The sequence below is a fragment of the Sphingobacterium corticibacter genome (assembly GCF_003076635.1).
Classification (GTDB): Bacteria; Bacteroidota; Bacteroidia; order Sphingobacteriales; family Sphingobacteriaceae; genus Sphingobacterium; species Sphingobacterium corticibacter.
Window position 1 is genome coordinate 147,099 of sequence record NZ_QDKG01000008.1, and the last position, 16,301, is coordinate 163,399.

16 protein-coding genes are annotated in these 16,301 nt (G+C 43.2%); 9 read left to right on the plus strand and 7 right to left on the minus strand.

Features of this window, described 5'->3' with window-relative positions; translation table 11 throughout:
• Positions 1-12: 12 nt before the first annotated feature.
• From DC487_RS16595 to blaOXA, 3 genes are all read right to left on the minus strand, one after another.
• Positions 13-1,641, minus strand: a complete 1,629-nt coding sequence (locus tag DC487_RS16595; RefSeq protein ID WP_116777092.1) for a glycerol-3-phosphate dehydrogenase/oxidase — start codon at positions 1,639-1,641, stop codon at positions 13-15.
• 85 nt (positions 1,642-1,726) lie between these two features.
• Positions 1,727-2,584, minus strand: coding sequence for a DUF4886 domain-containing protein (locus tag DC487_RS16600; protein WP_116777093.1), 858 nt, complete (start codon positions 2,582-2,584; stop codon positions 1,727-1,729).
• A 12-nt stretch (positions 2,585-2,596) separates the two neighbouring features.
• Positions 2,597-3,424 (minus strand): class D beta-lactamase, encoded by an 828-nt coding sequence (blaOXA, locus tag DC487_RS16605; protein ID WP_116777094.1) that lies wholly within the window; start codon positions 3,422-3,424, stop codon positions 2,597-2,599.
• A gap of 143 nt (positions 3,425-3,567) precedes the next feature.
• Here blaOXA and DC487_RS16610 point away from each other — a divergent pair, with 143 nt between their 5' ends.
• From DC487_RS16610 to DC487_RS16620, 3 genes are all read left to right on the plus strand, one after another.
• Positions 3,568-4,224, plus strand: coding sequence for a protein-L-isoaspartate(D-aspartate) O-methyltransferase (locus DC487_RS16610; RefSeq protein ID WP_116777115.1), 657 nt, complete (start codon positions 3,568-3,570; stop codon positions 4,222-4,224).
• 62 nt (positions 4,225-4,286) lie between these two features.
• The gene (locus tag DC487_RS16615; protein ID WP_239016413.1) at positions 4,287-6,110 is read left to right on the plus strand and encodes a MutS-related protein; all 1,824 of its coding nucleotides are present in this window, start codon (positions 4,287-4,289) and stop codon (positions 6,108-6,110) included.
• 67 nt (positions 6,111-6,177) lie between these two features.
• Positions 6,178-6,582, plus strand: a complete 405-nt coding sequence (locus tag DC487_RS16620; protein ID WP_116777116.1) for an acyl-CoA thioesterase — start codon at positions 6,178-6,180, stop codon at positions 6,580-6,582.
• 24 nt (positions 6,583-6,606) lie between these two features.
• Here DC487_RS16620 and DC487_RS16625 read toward each other — a convergent pair whose 3' ends face one another.
• The 3 genes from DC487_RS16625 to DC487_RS16635 form a co-directional block, all read right to left on the minus strand.
• Positions 6,607-6,981 (minus strand): DUF779 domain-containing protein, encoded by a 375-nt coding sequence (locus DC487_RS16625; protein ID WP_116777096.1) that lies wholly within the window; start codon positions 6,979-6,981, stop codon positions 6,607-6,609.
• 58 nt (positions 6,982-7,039) lie between these two features.
• Positions 7,040-8,074, minus strand: a complete 1,035-nt coding sequence (gene adhP, locus DC487_RS16630; RefSeq protein WP_116777097.1) for an alcohol dehydrogenase AdhP — start codon at positions 8,072-8,074, stop codon at positions 7,040-7,042.
• Between the two features lie 128 nt (positions 8,075-8,202).
• Entirely contained in the window at positions 8,203-9,705 is a 1,503-nt protein-coding gene (locus DC487_RS16635) for an aldehyde dehydrogenase family protein (protein WP_116777098.1), read from the minus strand.
• A gap of 200 nt (positions 9,706-9,905) precedes the next feature.
• Between DC487_RS16635 and DC487_RS16640 the strand changes: the two genes are divergently transcribed.
• Positions 9,906-10,826 (plus strand): AraC family transcriptional regulator, encoded by a 921-nt coding sequence (locus DC487_RS16640; RefSeq protein WP_116777099.1) that lies wholly within the window; start codon positions 9,906-9,908, stop codon positions 10,824-10,826.
• Between the two features lie 5 nt (positions 10,827-10,831).
• Here the strand turns inward: DC487_RS16640 and smpB are convergent, their stop codons facing one another.
• Positions 10,832-11,287 (minus strand): SsrA-binding protein SmpB, encoded by a 456-nt coding sequence (gene smpB / locus DC487_RS16645; RefSeq protein WP_116777100.1) that lies wholly within the window; start codon positions 11,285-11,287, stop codon positions 10,832-10,834.
• A 305-nt stretch (positions 11,288-11,592) separates the two neighbouring features.
• Here smpB and spt point away from each other — a divergent pair, with 305 nt between their 5' ends.
• From spt to DC487_RS16670, 5 genes are read left to right on the plus strand one after another with little or no spacing between them, the layout of a single operon-like run.
• The gene (gene spt, locus DC487_RS16650) at positions 11,593-12,792 is read left to right on the plus strand and encodes a serine palmitoyltransferase (RefSeq protein ID WP_116777101.1); all 1,200 of its coding nucleotides are present in this window, start codon (positions 11,593-11,595) and stop codon (positions 12,790-12,792) included.
• A gap of 16 nt (positions 12,793-12,808) precedes the next feature.
• Entirely contained in the window at positions 12,809-13,930 is a 1,122-nt protein-coding gene (locus tag DC487_RS16655; RefSeq protein WP_116777102.1) for a hypothetical protein, read from the plus strand.
• Positions 13,927-14,925: an NAD-dependent epimerase/dehydratase family protein gene (locus tag DC487_RS16660; protein ID WP_116777103.1), complete on the plus strand. Its 999-nt coding sequence runs from the start codon at positions 13,927-13,929 to the stop codon at positions 14,923-14,925. Before DC487_RS16655 ends, DC487_RS16660 begins: the two co-directional genes overlap by 4 nt.
• 10 nt (positions 14,926-14,935) lie before the next feature.
• Positions 14,936-15,601, plus strand: a complete 666-nt coding sequence (locus tag DC487_RS16665; protein ID WP_116777104.1) for a CDP-alcohol phosphatidyltransferase family protein — start codon at positions 14,936-14,938, stop codon at positions 15,599-15,601.
• 16 nt (positions 15,602-15,617) lie between these two features.
• Positions 15,618-16,016: a GtrA family protein gene (locus tag DC487_RS16670; RefSeq protein WP_116777105.1), complete on the plus strand. Its 399-nt coding sequence runs from the start codon at positions 15,618-15,620 to the stop codon at positions 16,014-16,016.
• Positions 16,017-16,301: the final 285 nt, after the last annotated feature.

The following is a 16,301-nucleotide window of genomic DNA, read 5'->3' on the forward strand; positions in this document are numbered from 1 at the left end:
ACAATACGGGATTTAGGAGGAAGAAACGTCTAAAAATGTAGTCTGATTTTGGGCATCGCTGGTCAGATAACCTTGGGCCAGTGCTTCGAATGAGCGAACTTGTTCCGCTTCCCAATCTGCGTCACGATTCAGTTCTGTCGCCAAAACGTGAGCGACAACGGGAGCTGCCGCCATGGCCAGTTTCGCATCAAGAAACAGCAAACGTAAGCGCCGAGCAAGTACATCTTCGACGGTACGCGCCATTTCGGAGCGAATAGCCCATACTACTTGAGCGACAGAATGAGACGATTCGGGTACAATTAGCTTGGCGTAATCAGGATTCTCTTGCTCTAAAGCGACGATATGAGCAGCGTCACTTCCATAGATCGAAAGGCGTGATTGCTCTGAAGTGGACAAATGCTCCGATCCATGTATCGCTAATGAAACTGTTTTGCAGTCTGACCAAGGCATGTTCAAAGCTTGAATGCCTTTATCGACCGTGTCTTCGGCCATTTTGCGGTAAGTTGTCCATTTTCCTCCGGTGATCGTGATCAACTTAGATTCGTGGATGACGAGTTTGTGATCTCTTGATATCTCTTTGGTTTTCTGGTTATTCCCAGAGGTTGCCGCTAGTGGCCGTAAGCCGGAAAATGTACTTCGTACATCGGCTCTGGTCGGCGCATTTTCTAAGTAATCTGCTGCCGTCGATAAAATGAAATCGATCTCTTCTTCGAGTGGAATCGGTTCTTCGCTTTTCTCTTCGATAGCCGTGTCGGTGGTGCCCAATACGAGGTAGTCGTGCCACGGCACACCAAAGAGTACGCGGCCATCACTGGTTTTCGGAATCATCAAAGCGTCTTGTGCTTCTGGTAAGAAAGAGCGATCGACCACCACATGCGTACCTTGACTTGGCCGCACCATTTGTGGATGCTTCGGGCTAGCCATCGACAATATGTCGTCTACAAAAATTCCCGTTGCATTGATGATGGCTTTACCGCTCACTTGATAAGCACGATCTGTTTCCAGATCTACAAAGGCAACTCCATCTACCTGACCATTGGCATTTTTGAGTACGGCCGTCACCGAAGCATGATTGAGCACACAGGCTTGATGTTCGATCGCCGTTTGCGCCAAATTAACGGCCAATCGCGCATCATCAAACTGACCATCATAATAACGTACGCCACCATGGAGTTTTGTTACTTTTAGATTGCCTAAATGTTTGGCCGCCTCTTTTTTAGAGAGAAAAACAGATCGCCCAATGCTATACTTCCCTGCTAACCAATCGTATAGTTTCAGCCCGATCAGATACTTCCATTTTTCTAAAAAGCTATAACAAGGAATGATAAAAGCTTGTGTACGGGATACGTGCGGTGCATTTTTAAAAATGCGCCAACGCTCTCGCAATGCACCGTATACTAATTTGATATCGCCTTGTGCGAGATAACGTACACCACCGTGCACCAATTTGGTGCTGCGGCTGGACGTCCCTTTAGCAAAGTCTGTTTTTTCTAAAAGAAGGGTTTTAAATCCGCGACTTGCCGCATCAACAGCAACACCTAATCCGGTCGCGCCACCGCCGATCACGATAAAATCCCATTCGGCTGTTTCTGTTAATCGGTTAGTTTGCGTATCTCTTGAAAACTTCGAACTGTTTGTCATTTGCTCGTTCCATTTGTGGATATTTTAAATATAAAGAAAATATACCGAAAGAAACGAAAGGTGTAGAGGACAAACGCTTTGCTAACTATTTCTTAATCTTGCTGACTTTAAATGGTTTTTTAACGGCAGCATGCGCAGCTGCTTTAGCGATTTGCGCTTGGCTTTCCGTGATGCTTGCTGGCTTATAGGTATTCTTACGAACGTCGAGTCGGAATAGCTTCTCATACCAGGTACAGGCTGCGGTAAATCGACCATAATTTAACTCTAGATGGTAGCCGTCGCGCGTGTAATGATCGCCAATACTACTGCTCCGTGCATTTTGAATCGCCGTGCCGCAGGGTACGACAAAGGCAAATCCTTTCTGTTTGCTTATTTGCTTTGTAGAAGATGCAATAGCATGGTACATCTGCTGCTGACTTTTTTGATAATTAGCAAATCCATCATGCTGACTATCGGCTTGATAAGCCCAAGTTTGGTGATACACCAACTGCGTGTGTGGCGCAACTTTACCCTTGACATAGTCCATTAACGCCGGCAAACTTTCCATAATCACGCTGTATTGCCCAGATAGCGGACTAGCCTGTTGTAGGCTTACGTAATCCCAATCTTCGTCGGCCAGCGCTTTAGAGATGGATGTGTTTTCCAGCGTAGCTTTGTTACCATCCAACGCTACTTTCCGATAACTGTAGATGGCCTTATCTTCTTGCGCATTGCGAAAATGTAGGTCTAGCGGCGCGCCACCTATATAAAGATTGCCAATAATAATTTCCCGATCGGCTGCTGCTGCTAGGTCGTGCAAATAATTTTCCAACGCATCTTCGGAAAAGCTATTACCAATCGCCAGTACTTTTAGGACTTGCTTGTTTACCTCATCGCGTACTTGGGCAAAGCCAACTTGTAAGGAGAGTAGAAGGAGTAGGGTATAAATCGTGTATCTTTTCATCAGTTTTGTTTTTTAATTTTTTTCTTCAAAGGCATGCATGACCTGCAATGCTTGGCGCACTACCTTTTCGCGGGCTGGCAAAAAATCTTCTACTTTGCTGGCGTCTTTTGGCTCAAAGTTGGCCGCAAAGAAGTATATACTATCGCCACTTCTTAAGTAGCCGACAAACCAGCCATTGTCTCCGTGATCGGTGCTCCATCCAGTTTTCCCACTTAGAGAATAGCTAGGAGTCGATTCTATTTCAAATACTTGAAGCATGGTATTATAAGTATGATCCGACAGTTGGAGTTTCCGATAATAGAAATCGCGCAAAAATTGCACTTGTTGAAAAGCAGATATTTTGGATGCGCCGACCAGCCAAAAGTTTTGTAAGGTTTCTTTTCTTACATCCATACCAGTATAGGAAAATCGGCTAAGATGCTGTCTCATGCGTGATAAACCGATCTTACCGGCAATTTCTTGGTAACAAGGTACGCAGGATAAGCGGAATGCATCTTTCAATGCGAGATCCTTCTCCCAAGCCTTCATATTGCGTTTCTTGCCATCCCAAGTCAGTATGCTGTTGGCATTGGTAACTACGCCGGTCTCTAAAGCGATTAATGTATTGGGTATTTTAAACGTAGACGCGGGCAAGAAACCTCGCGTTGCGCGCTGAAAATCATTAGAATAAAAAGTATCCTGCGCTACATCGAAAATGAGGATGGTGCCACGCAAATGGTATTGGTCGATGATCGCTTGAAATTGGGTGGCATATCGATCGGATTTTGACTCTTGTGCACACGCGAAAGCGCTGATGCTGGTCAATAAGATAAACAAGGTGATAATCCGAAGGTAGTGCATTACTAATAAGATTGTTCGGTAAAGCTATTGAAATTTTCAGGCATTTTTGCTGTTATTACGCGGTGAAATGTAAAATAACTCGTGGCCAATGATTTGTAACTAAAGTGCGAAAATGTGGCTTAACAATGTTATTTTTGAGGCAAATGGCCTACAAATTCATCGATAATTATAGAGAAAAGGGTGCGCGCAAGCAACTGGTTAAACTGTTGGAAAAGCGCGGTATTCAAGATCAACGCGTACTCGCGGCCATCGGCAAAGTGCCTCGCCATTATTTTTTCGATGAAACATTTTGGAATCAAGCGTACCGCGATATCGCTTTCCCTATCGGCGACGGACAAACGATTTCACAACCATATACCGTAGCGTATCAGTCGGAATTGCTGCATGTGCGCTCTGGTGACAAAATACTGGAAATTGGCACTGGATCGGGGTACCAAACCTGTGTGCTACTGGAACTAGGTGCTGAGGTATTCACCATCGAGCGACAAGAGAATTTGTACAATCGCACTAAAATGGTTTTGCCTTATATGGGCTATCATCCTCATTTTCATTATGGGGATGGCTCGAAAGGAATTGCCGCGAGCGCACCATACGATAAAATTATTGTAACGGCAGGAGCACCGCTAGTGCCTGAAATTATGCTCAAACAACTTAAGTTTGGCGGGCTGTTAGTCATTCCCGTAGGGGATGAAAAAGAACAAAAAATGGTGACCATATTGCGCGTCGGCGAAAATGACTTCGAACGTATAGAACTCGATACATTTCGTTTTGTACCTTTGGTAGGCGATCAGGCCTGGTAATACCAAATGGGATATCGGGTTATTGATCGTGTAGTATTCATGATTCAAACCCGATAAAATTCGTGTCAATAAACTTCTATCAACAGAATATTTCTCAGACTAAGGCAGAGATTGCCCTGCTGGATAAGCAAGTAAATACGTTCAGTTTACTACGCCTTGCCGTGATAATTGGTGGCGGAGCAGCGCTATTCGTACTTTTCCAATCCAATAACGTTACCCAAGTACTGTTGTGTACCATCCTGGTGATCGTACTTTTCTTGTACTTGGTGTTCCGACAGGCCAGACTGGAAAGGTTGCGCGACGAAAAGAAAGCCTTTTTGCAGGTCAATGAAAACGAACAACAGATGATGAGCGGAGGGCGGAGTCTGTATTCTAATGGCGCAGATTATGAAGATGGAAAACATCCTTATTCGTCGGACTTAGATATATTCGGCCCGCACTCCTTATTTGAAAAAATAAATCGCTGTGCTACGCAAGATGGGCGCAATGCCTTAGCGCAGTGGCTTGATTCGGCGTCAGATCGGCAGACCATAATAGATCGACAAGTGGCCGTGCAGGAGTTCGCATCCGATGCGCCCTTCAATCAGCAATTGCAAACCAAACTGCTATTCAACGTAAAATCGAATACCAATCTCCGAATGTACCTTGCGGCCTATTTTGAAGGCAAAGCCATGACGTTCGGCAATCGCTTTATGCAGATCTACACCGTCGTAGCTCCAATCTTGATTGTTGGCGGAATTGGTGTTTCGTTGTTCGGATATAATGTGATGTCATATGTTTTGATGCTGGCTATTGCGCATTTGTTATGGACGTTAGCGCTGGGTGGCCGCGTCTCGGTATTTTCGAATCGGATTGATAAGATCGGTGCGATTATGATGGCCTATAGTGGGGCGATTGAAGCAATCGAAAAACGGGCTTTCACCGCTCCACTCAATCAAAAATTGCAAGAGCGCTTGCGTACCGAGAATGATGCGCCGCTCTCGCAAGCATTGCACAAACTTGGTAAGCTCATTGATAAATTGGATGCGCGCAATAATATGATCGTGGGAGCTCTGCTCAATATGTTTATGCTGTGGGATTTTCGGCAAGTGTTGGCAATTATGCGATGGAAGAATGAATACGCAGAAGATACCTTGCAGGCTTTCGAGGTGATGGCATCTTACGAGGCGTTGATCTCACTGGGGGTTCTGTCTTATAATCATCCCGATTGGCAATTTCCAGAAGTCGGGACCGATGCGCAGCAAGATCGGATTGAAGCGCGAGATTTGGCACATCCGCTTATTCCGGCAACTAAATCGGTAGCCAATGATTACTCCGCACAAGATCATCGTGTGGCTTTGGTCACCGGATCCAATATGGCTGGTAAAAGTACTTTTTTGCGAACTGTCGGTATCAATGCGGTACTCGCTTATGCTGGATCGGCAGTGTGCACTTCGTACTTCAAACTTCCAATTTATCGCTTAGTGACGTATATGCGGATTAAAGATGATCTAAACGAAAGCACTTCCACGTTTAAAGCCGAGTTGGATCGAATGAAATTCATCTTGGGTGTGGTGGATGTGGCTAAGGATAGCTTTTTCTTGATTGATGAAATGCTGCGTGGTACCAATTCAGTCGACAAATACTTGGGTTCAAAAGCCATCATCAAAAAACTATTGCAAATGGATGGCAAGGGGATGGTGGCTACGCACGATTTGCAGCTATCGCAATTGGCGGATGAATATCCGCAGGATCTCGTCAATTATCATTTCGATATACAAATACAAGAAGGGGAGATGTTGTTTGATTATCGCCTCAAATCAGGCGAGTGCAAAATATTTAATGCCTCGATGCTGCTGAAAGGTATCGGTGTGGAGGTAGATGCGCAATCTGGTACAGCAGGTTAGATTTGTGTATCTTTGCCCAAATTATTAAAATCAATACAATTTGCAAACGATAGAAGAAGAAACAGCGGTGACGATAGCAGAAAGAATAGAACGATCAGAAACCCGTGTTTGTATTACGGTTTTCCCATTCATTACGAATCATCATGATACGCTTTTTGGTGGTAAGGCATTGGCCATTATGGACGAAGTAAGTTTTATGGCAGCCACCCGTTTCTGTCGCAAACGATTGGTGACCGTATCTACCGATAAGATTGATTTCAATAAGGCCATTCCGGCAGGCAGTATCGTAGAAGCAGTCGGGCGTGTGGAAAAGGTGGGAAATACAAGTGTGAAAGTGCGGGTACAGATTTACTTGGAAAGTATGTACGAAGACAGCCGGGAGTTGGCAATTCAAGGTTCATTTACATTCGTGGCGCTAGACGATGACAAAAAGCCGATTCCGGTATTGCAAGGCTTAGACGTATCTTCTTAAAATTGTGTAAGTAGCCTTAGGCTTCTAAAGACTTCTGATGACAGGTGCTAAATCGGCTAATTCGCTTTCTGTAAATAAGCGATAATGTACTTTAAACGTTTTGCCGAGAGGAGTTTCCAAGGAGAAACCGCCAGGACCAAAGCCTTGGAGCACATCTAAGGTGAAATGTGAATATTGCCAGTATTCGAATAGATCACGATCAATCCAGAATTCAAATCCTTCTGCCAAGCCGATCATCGCATCATTGTATCGCGGATAATATCCGCCTTTTTCGAAACATTGCGGCTGTGTACCTTCGCAACAACCACCCGCTTGGTAAAACATTAAATCCCCATGTTTATTCACTAATTCGCGGATCAGTTCTTTGGCGCCTTCTGTGAGTGATAATCTTTCAGTCATAAATACAAAACGTAAGAATATTGCCTTTCGGCGTGATGAAAGGCAATACTCGATCAATTTAGTTGGTTCCTGCAATATCTAGCACGATTCTGCCATCAATTTGCCCCTTTTTCATTTTATCAAATACATCATTGATGTCTTCGAGCTTTGCCGGCGTAACGGTGGCTTTTACCAGACCTTCGTTGGCAAATTCAAGAGCCTCTTGCAGGTCTTTTCTCGTCCCGACTATAGATCCTCTAACCGTGATGCGCTTGAGTACGGTCTCGAAAATCGGTAAATCAAATGCGCCTGGAGGCAGTCCATTCAAGGCAATAGTCCCTTTCCTGCGTAATACCTCAATCCCTTGCTTGAAAGCAATGGGCGAAACGGCGGTAATTAGTGCCCCGTGCATTCCTCCAACTTCTTTGTGCAGGTATTCGCCTGGATCCACATTTTTGGCATTGACCACGAGATCTGCACCTAGTTTTTTAGCGAGTTGGAGTTTGTCGTCGGCTACATCGATGGCCGCGACATGCATACCCATGGCTTTGGCGTATTGTACGGCTACGTGTCCCAGTCCGCCAATTCCTGAAATCGCGACCCATTCGCCCGGTTTGGTTTCTGTTTCTTTCAATCCTTTGTACACCGTAACACCGGCGCACAGGATCGGTGCTATTTCTAGAAAATTGACATTGGATTTGAGATGCCCGACATAGCGCGAATCGGCAATGACGTATTCTGCAAAGGTGCCGTCAACACCATAACCTCCATTTTTCTGCGATTCGCACAAGGTTTCCCAACCTGTGATACAATACTCGCAAGAGCTGCATGCGCTGTATAACCAAGGTACGCCCACGGCGTCGCCTTCTTTGACAACGGCATCGGGTCCGGCGGCCACCACATAGCCAACACCTTCATGGCCGGGTATGAGTGGCATTTTGGATTTGACAGGCCAGTCGCCCTCTATCGCATGCAAATCAGTGTGGCACACACCCGATGCGATTATTTTGACTAATACTTCGTACCTGCCTGGTTCGCGTACGTCAACTTCTTTGATTTCTAATGGTTTTCCGTAGCCTGGTGCAACAGCGGCTTTCATCTTCTTTGGGATCATAACTTGTAGTTTTTAAGTTTAAAAAATACCCTACATAAGCTGATCGCTGCTGTAGGCTTTGATTAGGATGAAACTATATAATCGCCCAGCCCTGAATTGGAATTGATGGGGATGGGCGATCAGTACTACTAAAAGAAACCAAGTTTCTTTTTGCTATAAGAGATCAACATATTTTTTGATTGACGGTAATGTCCGAGCATCATTTTATGATTTTCGCGACCTACGCCAGATTGTTTGTAGCCGCCAAAAGGTGCTCCAGCTGGATAAGCATGGTATTGATTGACCCACACACGACCCGCTTGTATCGCTCTTGGTACGGTGTACAATTGATGGGCATCTCGAGTCCACACGCCAGCCCCCAACCCGTAAATGGTGTCGTTGGCAATTTCGATAGCTTCTTTTTCGTCTTTAAAAGTCGTTAAAGAAACCACGGGGCCAAATATTTCTTCTTGGAAAATGCGCATCTTATTGTGCCCTTTAAAGACGGTGGGTTGTATATAATAGCCCGCATCTAATCCTTCTCCTACCTTATTCACTTCGCCTCCGGTAAGCACTTCGGCGCCTTCTTCTTTACCTAATTTAATGTAAGACAGGATTTTGTCTTTCTGTATTTCAGAAGCTTGCGCTCCCATCATCACATCAGGATCTAATGGATTGCCCACCTTAATCTGCTTAACGCGTGCGATGACTTTTTCAATAAATTTGTCGGCGATATCTTCTTGCACTAAGATTCTGGATGGGCAGGTACAGATCTCTCCTTGATTAAGGGCAAACAATACCGCGCCTTCGATGGCCTTGTCTAAGTAGTCATCATCGTGATCCAGCACCGAACCGAAGAAAACATTGGGCGATTTGCCACCCAACTCCAGCGTTACAGGAATGATGTTTTCGGTGGCGTACTGCATCACTAATCTTCCTGTTGCGGTAGATCCGGTGAAGGCGGCTTTGGATATTTTCGGATTGGTGACCAAAGCGCGGCCGAGCTCTGAACCAAAGCCATTTACAATATTAATCACTCCGGCCGGAACAAGGTCTTCAATCAACTCCATCAACACCAAGATCGAGGTCGGTGTGCTTTCTGCCGGTTTAAGTACGACGGTACAGCCTGCGGCTAATGCCGGAGCAAGCTTCCATACCGCCATTAGAATCGGGAAATTCCAAGGAATAATTTGTGCTACCACACCCAACGGTTCGTGAATGATCAGCGATAAGGTATCCGAATCCAGTTCAGTGGCGCTGCCTTCTTCGGCGCGGATCACACTGGCGAAATACCTAAAGTGATCAATGGCTAACGGAATATCGGCATTTAGGGTTTCGCGGACAGCTTTACCATTATCAATGGTTTCTACGGTTGCCAGATATTGTAGGTTTTCTTCCAGTCGATCAGCAATTTTGTTGAGGATGATACTGCGCTCGGTGGCAGAGGTTTTACTCCAAGTTATAAAAGCTTTGGCACCAGCTTCTACTGCTAAATCCAAATCTTCTTTGCTGGAGTGCGCTACTTTTGTAAATACTTTGCCATCTATAGGGGAGATATTGTCGAAGTATTTGCCGTTTACTGGGGCTACGAATTTCCCACCAATGTAATTGTCGTATCGTTCTTTGAACGATGGTCTTTCTAATACACTCATGATTACCAAAAATTTAGTTTTATAATACGATTATGTGAATCGTCAATACCTCAAATTTAGAAGTTTAGTGAGTTGATATTTAGCACTATAATCCCAATGAATAGCACAATTGTTTTTCGTGGTTAAACAATTATTTTTTTTTCTTCCTGTCATTTTTTATCGTAACTTACCTAGATCGTTTACGGCTAAATTGGATCGGTATGATTTATAATTATGCATTAGATGTGTTGCCCCTTTCTACAGATAAGCAATTATCTACGCTCGTAGAGAACCGGCGCGTGGCTACCTTTGAAAGTTTTGAGTTTAATGTTTTTGAGACTTATCAACCCACGCTTGCAGTTCCCCTCCAATTTGATGATGTCGTGATGGTCAATATGTTGCGTGGTAAGAAAGTCATGCACCTGGAGAATACGCCTTCTTTTGATTACGTGCCAGGCGAAACACTAATATTGCCGGAGAACAAGTTGATGAAAATAGACTTTCCGGAAGCGAATGTATCGGCTCCTACGCAATGTGCCGCATTGACGATCGACCGTCGTAAAGTTGAGGGGGTGGTTCAGTTTCTGAATGAGCGACTGCCATCCAGTGATCATTCGGCAGAATGGCATTTTCGATGGGATAAATTCCATTTTAAGCACGATGCCGAAACCATGTACCTCACGAATAAGTTGTTTCGACTGATGTCAGGCAACGATTGCTTTCACGAAGCGTTAGCAGAACTAACCATTCAAGAACTGTTGATTCGCACGTTGCAAACGCAAAACTTATTACATTTAATGACGGAAGAGGGTAAAAAAACTTCATTGCTGAATTATCTTACCGAATTTATCCGAGAACATATCTCCAGCGAATTGACGATCGATCTCTTGAGTAAAAAAGCGAATATGAGCCGATCAGCTCTTTTTAAGGAATTTAAGTCACAGGTCGGGATCAGTCCTATGGAATATGTGATTCGGGAACGAATAGCATTTGCCAAGCGGTTTCTTGAACAGGGCCTAAGTGTAAAAGAAGCGGGTTATGCCGTTGGTTTTAACGACGTAAATTATTTTGTACGTTTGTTTGGAAGGCGAGAAGGGTTAACCCCAGGGGCATATGCCCACAAGATGGTAATGGGGCAGTAATCACGTTAGCGTTTCATGGCGCGATCAAGCTCTCGCTTCGATTCACGTTCTTTAATGGTATCTCTCTTATCAAAATCTTTTTTACCCTGAGCCAAGGCGATTTCTACTTTGGCAAAACCACGTTCGCTGATGAAAATACGCAATGGCACGATCGTAAAGCCTTTTTCTTCGCCTTTGTCTTTTAACTTCTTGAGTTCACGTTTGGTCAATAAAAGTTTACGGTCTCGTTTGGCTTCGTGATTATAAAAAGAACCGAAAGAATATTCTGCAATATGCATGTTGCGGATGTAGAGACCATCTTCAAAAAATGCACAGAAGCTATCATTAATATTTGCCTTGCCTTCCCGAATAGATTTAATCTCCGTACCCAGCAACCCCAATCCAGCCGTGTAGGTGTCTAAAATGTGGTATTCGAATGTTGCTCTTTTATTTTTTATATTTATTCTTGATGCGATAGCCATACTTGCAAACCTTAATCTGCAAAAGTACGAAATACCAGTCGACAACGAAAGTTGTAACAAATAATTGTTTTTTATGTTAAAATTGAATTAATTTTTTGATATTTATCTGGCATTGTATGTAAAAATATTTGGTCTAGTTCCGTACATTTGCCAGCCTAATATCCAGTGGATTTTTCGAAATCATCTTCAAACAGTCAAATTTTAGTAATTTGTATTAGGTTTGCAGTAAATTTCTGACATTTGCATCCGGATGTTCAAAAAGTATAAACATCTGTGCGGAATAGTACATAGCACATCACAATAGAATGAGCAAAGGAAAGTTGAGCGGTAGAATATCGCAGTTTACGGAAGTTGATTATTTAAAAGCAAAAGGGCTTTATGCCTTCTTTCGTCCCATACAATCTCGGCAAGATACCGAGGTCATTATTGATGGCAAGCGTGTATTAATGTTTGGATCCAATTCCTATTTGGGTCTAACGACCGATCAACGGATAGTTGAAGCTGGTCAATTAGCACTGGAGAAATATGGCAGTGGTTGTGCGGGCTCACGCTTCCTAAATGGTACGTTAGATATCCATATTGAATTGGAAGAACGTCTGGCCAACTATGTAGGCAAAGAAGCAGCGATTCTTTTTAGTACTGGTTTTCAATCAAACTTAGGCCCTTTGTCTTGTCTTACAGGTCGTAATGATTATCTATTGTTAGATGACCGTAATCACGCCTCTATTATTGATGGAAGTCGATTGTCATTTTCTAAAGTGATCAAGTATGCGCACAATGATATGGCAGATTTACGTGCTAAACTTTCCCGTTTGCCGGAAGAAAGTTTGAAGATGATCGCTACCGATGGTATATTCAGTATGGAAGGTGATATTGTAGATTTGCCTGAAATGGTTAAGATAGCAGAAGAGTACGATGCTGCGGTGATGGTTGATGATGCACATAGCTTAGGTGTAATTGGCCATTTAGGTGCCGGTACTGCAGACCATTTTGGACTTACTGATCAAGTGGATCTCATTATGGGAACTTTTAGTAAATCCCTAGCTTCACTTGGAGGATTTATTGCAGCAGATGCTGATGTTATTGAATATTTGAAACACAAAGCGCGTTCACTCATGTTCAGTGCTAGTATGACGCCAGCGTCTGTAGCTTGTACACTGAAAGCGCTAGATATTATACAAACGGAGCCAGAGCATATTGAGAAGCTTTGGAAAAACACCCATTATGCAAAGCAATTATTATTAGATAATGGTTTTGATTTAGGGGATACACAAAGTCCAATCCTTCCGATATTCATCAGAGACAACGAAAAAACGTTTTGGGTGACCAAAGCGCTACAAGAAGATGGCGTTTTCGTCAATCCTGTGGTTTCACCAGCCGTACCTGCGGAGGAGTCTTTGATTCGTTTTTCACTGATGGCAACGCATACTTTTGACCAAATTGATGAAGCAGTAGAGAAAATGGCAAAAATTTTCAAAGCAGCCGATGTTGAGTTATTGAGCTAAAAGCTCCTATCTACCTATGATTGAAATTGTACCCGTAAAAGATAAAAAACAGCTTGCTCGTTTTATAGACTTCCCGCATGATCTATATCAAGGGGATAAAAATTACGTGCCTGAACTTTTCTTGGGGCAACAAGATTTATTATCATCTGACAAACACCCTTTTTACAAACATTCTACCGCACAGCCTTTTTTAGCTTTTAAAAATGGCGTGTTGTCTGGACGCATTGTAGCCATCTGGAATAATAATCATAATGCGTACGTGAGCGCGACCGAAGGACACTTTGGTTTCTTCGAATGCATTAATGACCAAGAAGTGGCCAACGCACTATTCGATCAGGTGACAAAGTGGGTACAAGAAAAAGGTGGAAATCAAATCGTAGGTCCGATTAACTTAACGACGAACGATACCTGTGGTTTATTGGTGGAAGGTTTCGACCGCCCACCGATGGCTATGATGACCTATAATTATCCTTATTACGCAGACCTTATAAGTAATTATGGTTTTGCGAAGAAGGAAGATCTGCGTGCATATTATATCGATACCGATACAGTCAGCGGGCGTGCATTAGATTTAATGGATCGTTTGGAAGAACGTTTAAAACGTTCAGGCATCATTCTTCGAGAAATAAACCTCAAAGACTTCAAAAACGAAGCCGAGAAAATAAAAGCGGTGTACAACACCGCCTGGGACAAAAACCTAGGATTTGTGCCTATGACGGATGAAGAATTTAATCATACGGCTAAGGATTTGAAAATGGTTTTGGATCCGCAATATGCTATCGTAGCAGAGAAAGCAGGGGAGATTATCGCATTCACACTGGGAGTGCCCGATATCAATCAAGTGCAAATAAAGATCAAGCGTGGTCGCCTACTGCCGACAGGCATTTTTAAATTGTTGTTCGGCCGAAAAAATATAGATCACGTTCGAGTATTGATGTTAGGTGTATTAGAGCCTTATAGAAAGTTGGGTATTGAAGCCTGTCTGTACGGAAAATTGATTAGAAACGGAAAGAAAAGTGGCCTAAAAGGGGCAGAATGTTCCTGGATGTTGGATAGTAATTATTTGATGAATAGTGCTATCGAACAGATCAACGGGCAATTATACAAGCGATATCGCTTGTTCGAGAAATCGGTATGAAACAACCAAAGCTGTTAATAACCGGTGCCAGTGGATTTGTGGGATATCATCTGGTACATGCAGCAAAAACGGCCGGTTATACTATTCATGCAACTATCCGCCGCTCCAGCAAAACGGATGATATTGTCCACTTGGTGGATAAGTTCGTCGAAGCTGATTTCTCCAACGTGGAGAAACTAGGGGAGTGGCTAGAAGTAGAATCCTATACTTATATCATTCACGCTGCAGCGCTTACCAAAGCCAAGCGTGAATCCGACATGCAAACCGTCAATATAGATTATACGATTAATTTATTGACAGCCGCATTTTCTATCACAAATCCGCCAATCGGCGTACATATTTTGAGTAGTTTGGCCGCAATCGGTCCATTATCCTACAATGGAAAATTGATTGACGAAAGCTCTGCATACCAGCCTGTGACGGTATACGGGCGTAGTAAAATGCGCATGGAGCAGTTGGTGCGCGAACAATTTGCGGATAAACCAATCCGTATTTTTCGACCAACGGCGGTTTATGGTCCAAAAGACAAAGATATCTTTATCTTGCTGCAAACCCTAAACAAAGGCATTGATGCTTATATCGGCCGAAATCCCCAAGCGCTGACTTTCATCTATGTGAAAGATCTCGCAAATCTTCTGATAGGAAGTCTAGATATGCCAGTGGCAAAATTAGAATGCTACAACCTGACCGACGGGGGAGTTTATGATCGGTATCAATTAGCAAACTTATTTAAACAGATTACGCAAAAGCGCATGTTGCGATTGCATGTTCCTTTTGCCATAGTCAAACAAATAGCCAGCATTTCAGAATGGCTTTATAAATCTTCTACCAAAACACCCGTATTGTATGCAGAGCGGCTAAAGGAAATTACCGCTGGTAGCTGGGCATGCGATATTGCGAAAGCAAAACAAGAATTACTCTTTGAGCCGCGCTACGATTTAGAAGCCGGTCTTACAGAAAGCCTGACGTGGTACAAAGAACACCATTGGCTTTAATACAATCACTATGAAAACAAATAAAAAACTTTTTGCAGACAGAAAACGGACGAATATATTAAGTGTGCCAGAGCAAAAGTTTATCAGTTACCTCGTTCCACGCATACCGCAATCCATTACATCAGACGGCCTTACCGCTATTGGTTTATTAGGTTCACTTATCATCTTTGCCAGCTTTGTTTTAGCGAATTATTTTAACATTAACTATCTATGGTTAGCGCCCTTTGGATTTTTTGTACAATGGTTTGGTGATTCTTTGGATGGGCGTATCGCATACTATCGCAATAAGTCGCGGAAATGGTATGGGTTTGCACTGGATATCGTGATGGATTGGATCAGTACCGTATTTATCGGACTTGGATTTCATTTATACGTGGAATCTGAGTACGAAATTATGGGCTTCCTGCTAGTTGCTCTCTACGGTTGGGCCATGATCATTAGTCAGCTTCGTTATAAAATCACAGACAAATACACGATTGATGCGGGTCTTTTGGGGCCAACCGAAGTACGGGTTATTTTATGTTTAGTGATTATTCTAGAGATTCTCATACCCGGTACCATACTTTATGCCGTATTTCTTATCTGCGTAGCTTTGTTCTTCATCAATTTGGTAGATACCAAAAAGCTGATGGACTTGGGTGATGAGCGAGATGCCGCTGAAAAGACAAATCTCTAAGTTGTAAGAATACCACATGGCTCAAGGTGTAAAACAGTTTCTGAAAGCACAGCTATCCGCATTTGTTGGCGGCATGGTAGATTATGGTGTCATGATCTGTGGTGTAGAGTTGTTTGGATTACCTGTTAGCACATCGATTGTGATCTCTGGAACTATTGGTGCGGTGGTGAATTTTTCAATAAATCGGTATTGGACATTTAAAGATCAAGACACTGCAGTAGGCGATCAATTGTGGAAATTTGTCATAATGGTTGTTGGAAGTATTCTTTTGAAATCTCAGGGAACACCTTTTTTAACAGATATAACAGGTATTGATTATCGCATTACACGCCTGATGGTAGAGTTGGTAGTTTCTTTAGGATTCAACTTTACCCTGCAAAAATACTGGGTGTTTAGAAAAGGGGCGAATCAATAATGATTCCGTCTCAAAAAAATCTCCCTCTTTTCTAGCGAGTTAGCTTTGCTATAACAGGAAATAGTAAAAAAGGTTTTGGAGGAGCGAAAGTTTATTCTACCTTTGCACCACTCCGCAAGGGAGGAACGATATTGAAAGGATAGAAAAAGCGAGTTTACGGGGGCGTTAGCTGACAAAACGAGCGGATTCGGGAAGAGGAGATCACCAAAAATATTTTCAAAATAAATTTGGAAGATCAGAAAAGATTCCTACCTTTGCAATCCCAACCACAGAGGAAGGGAAACA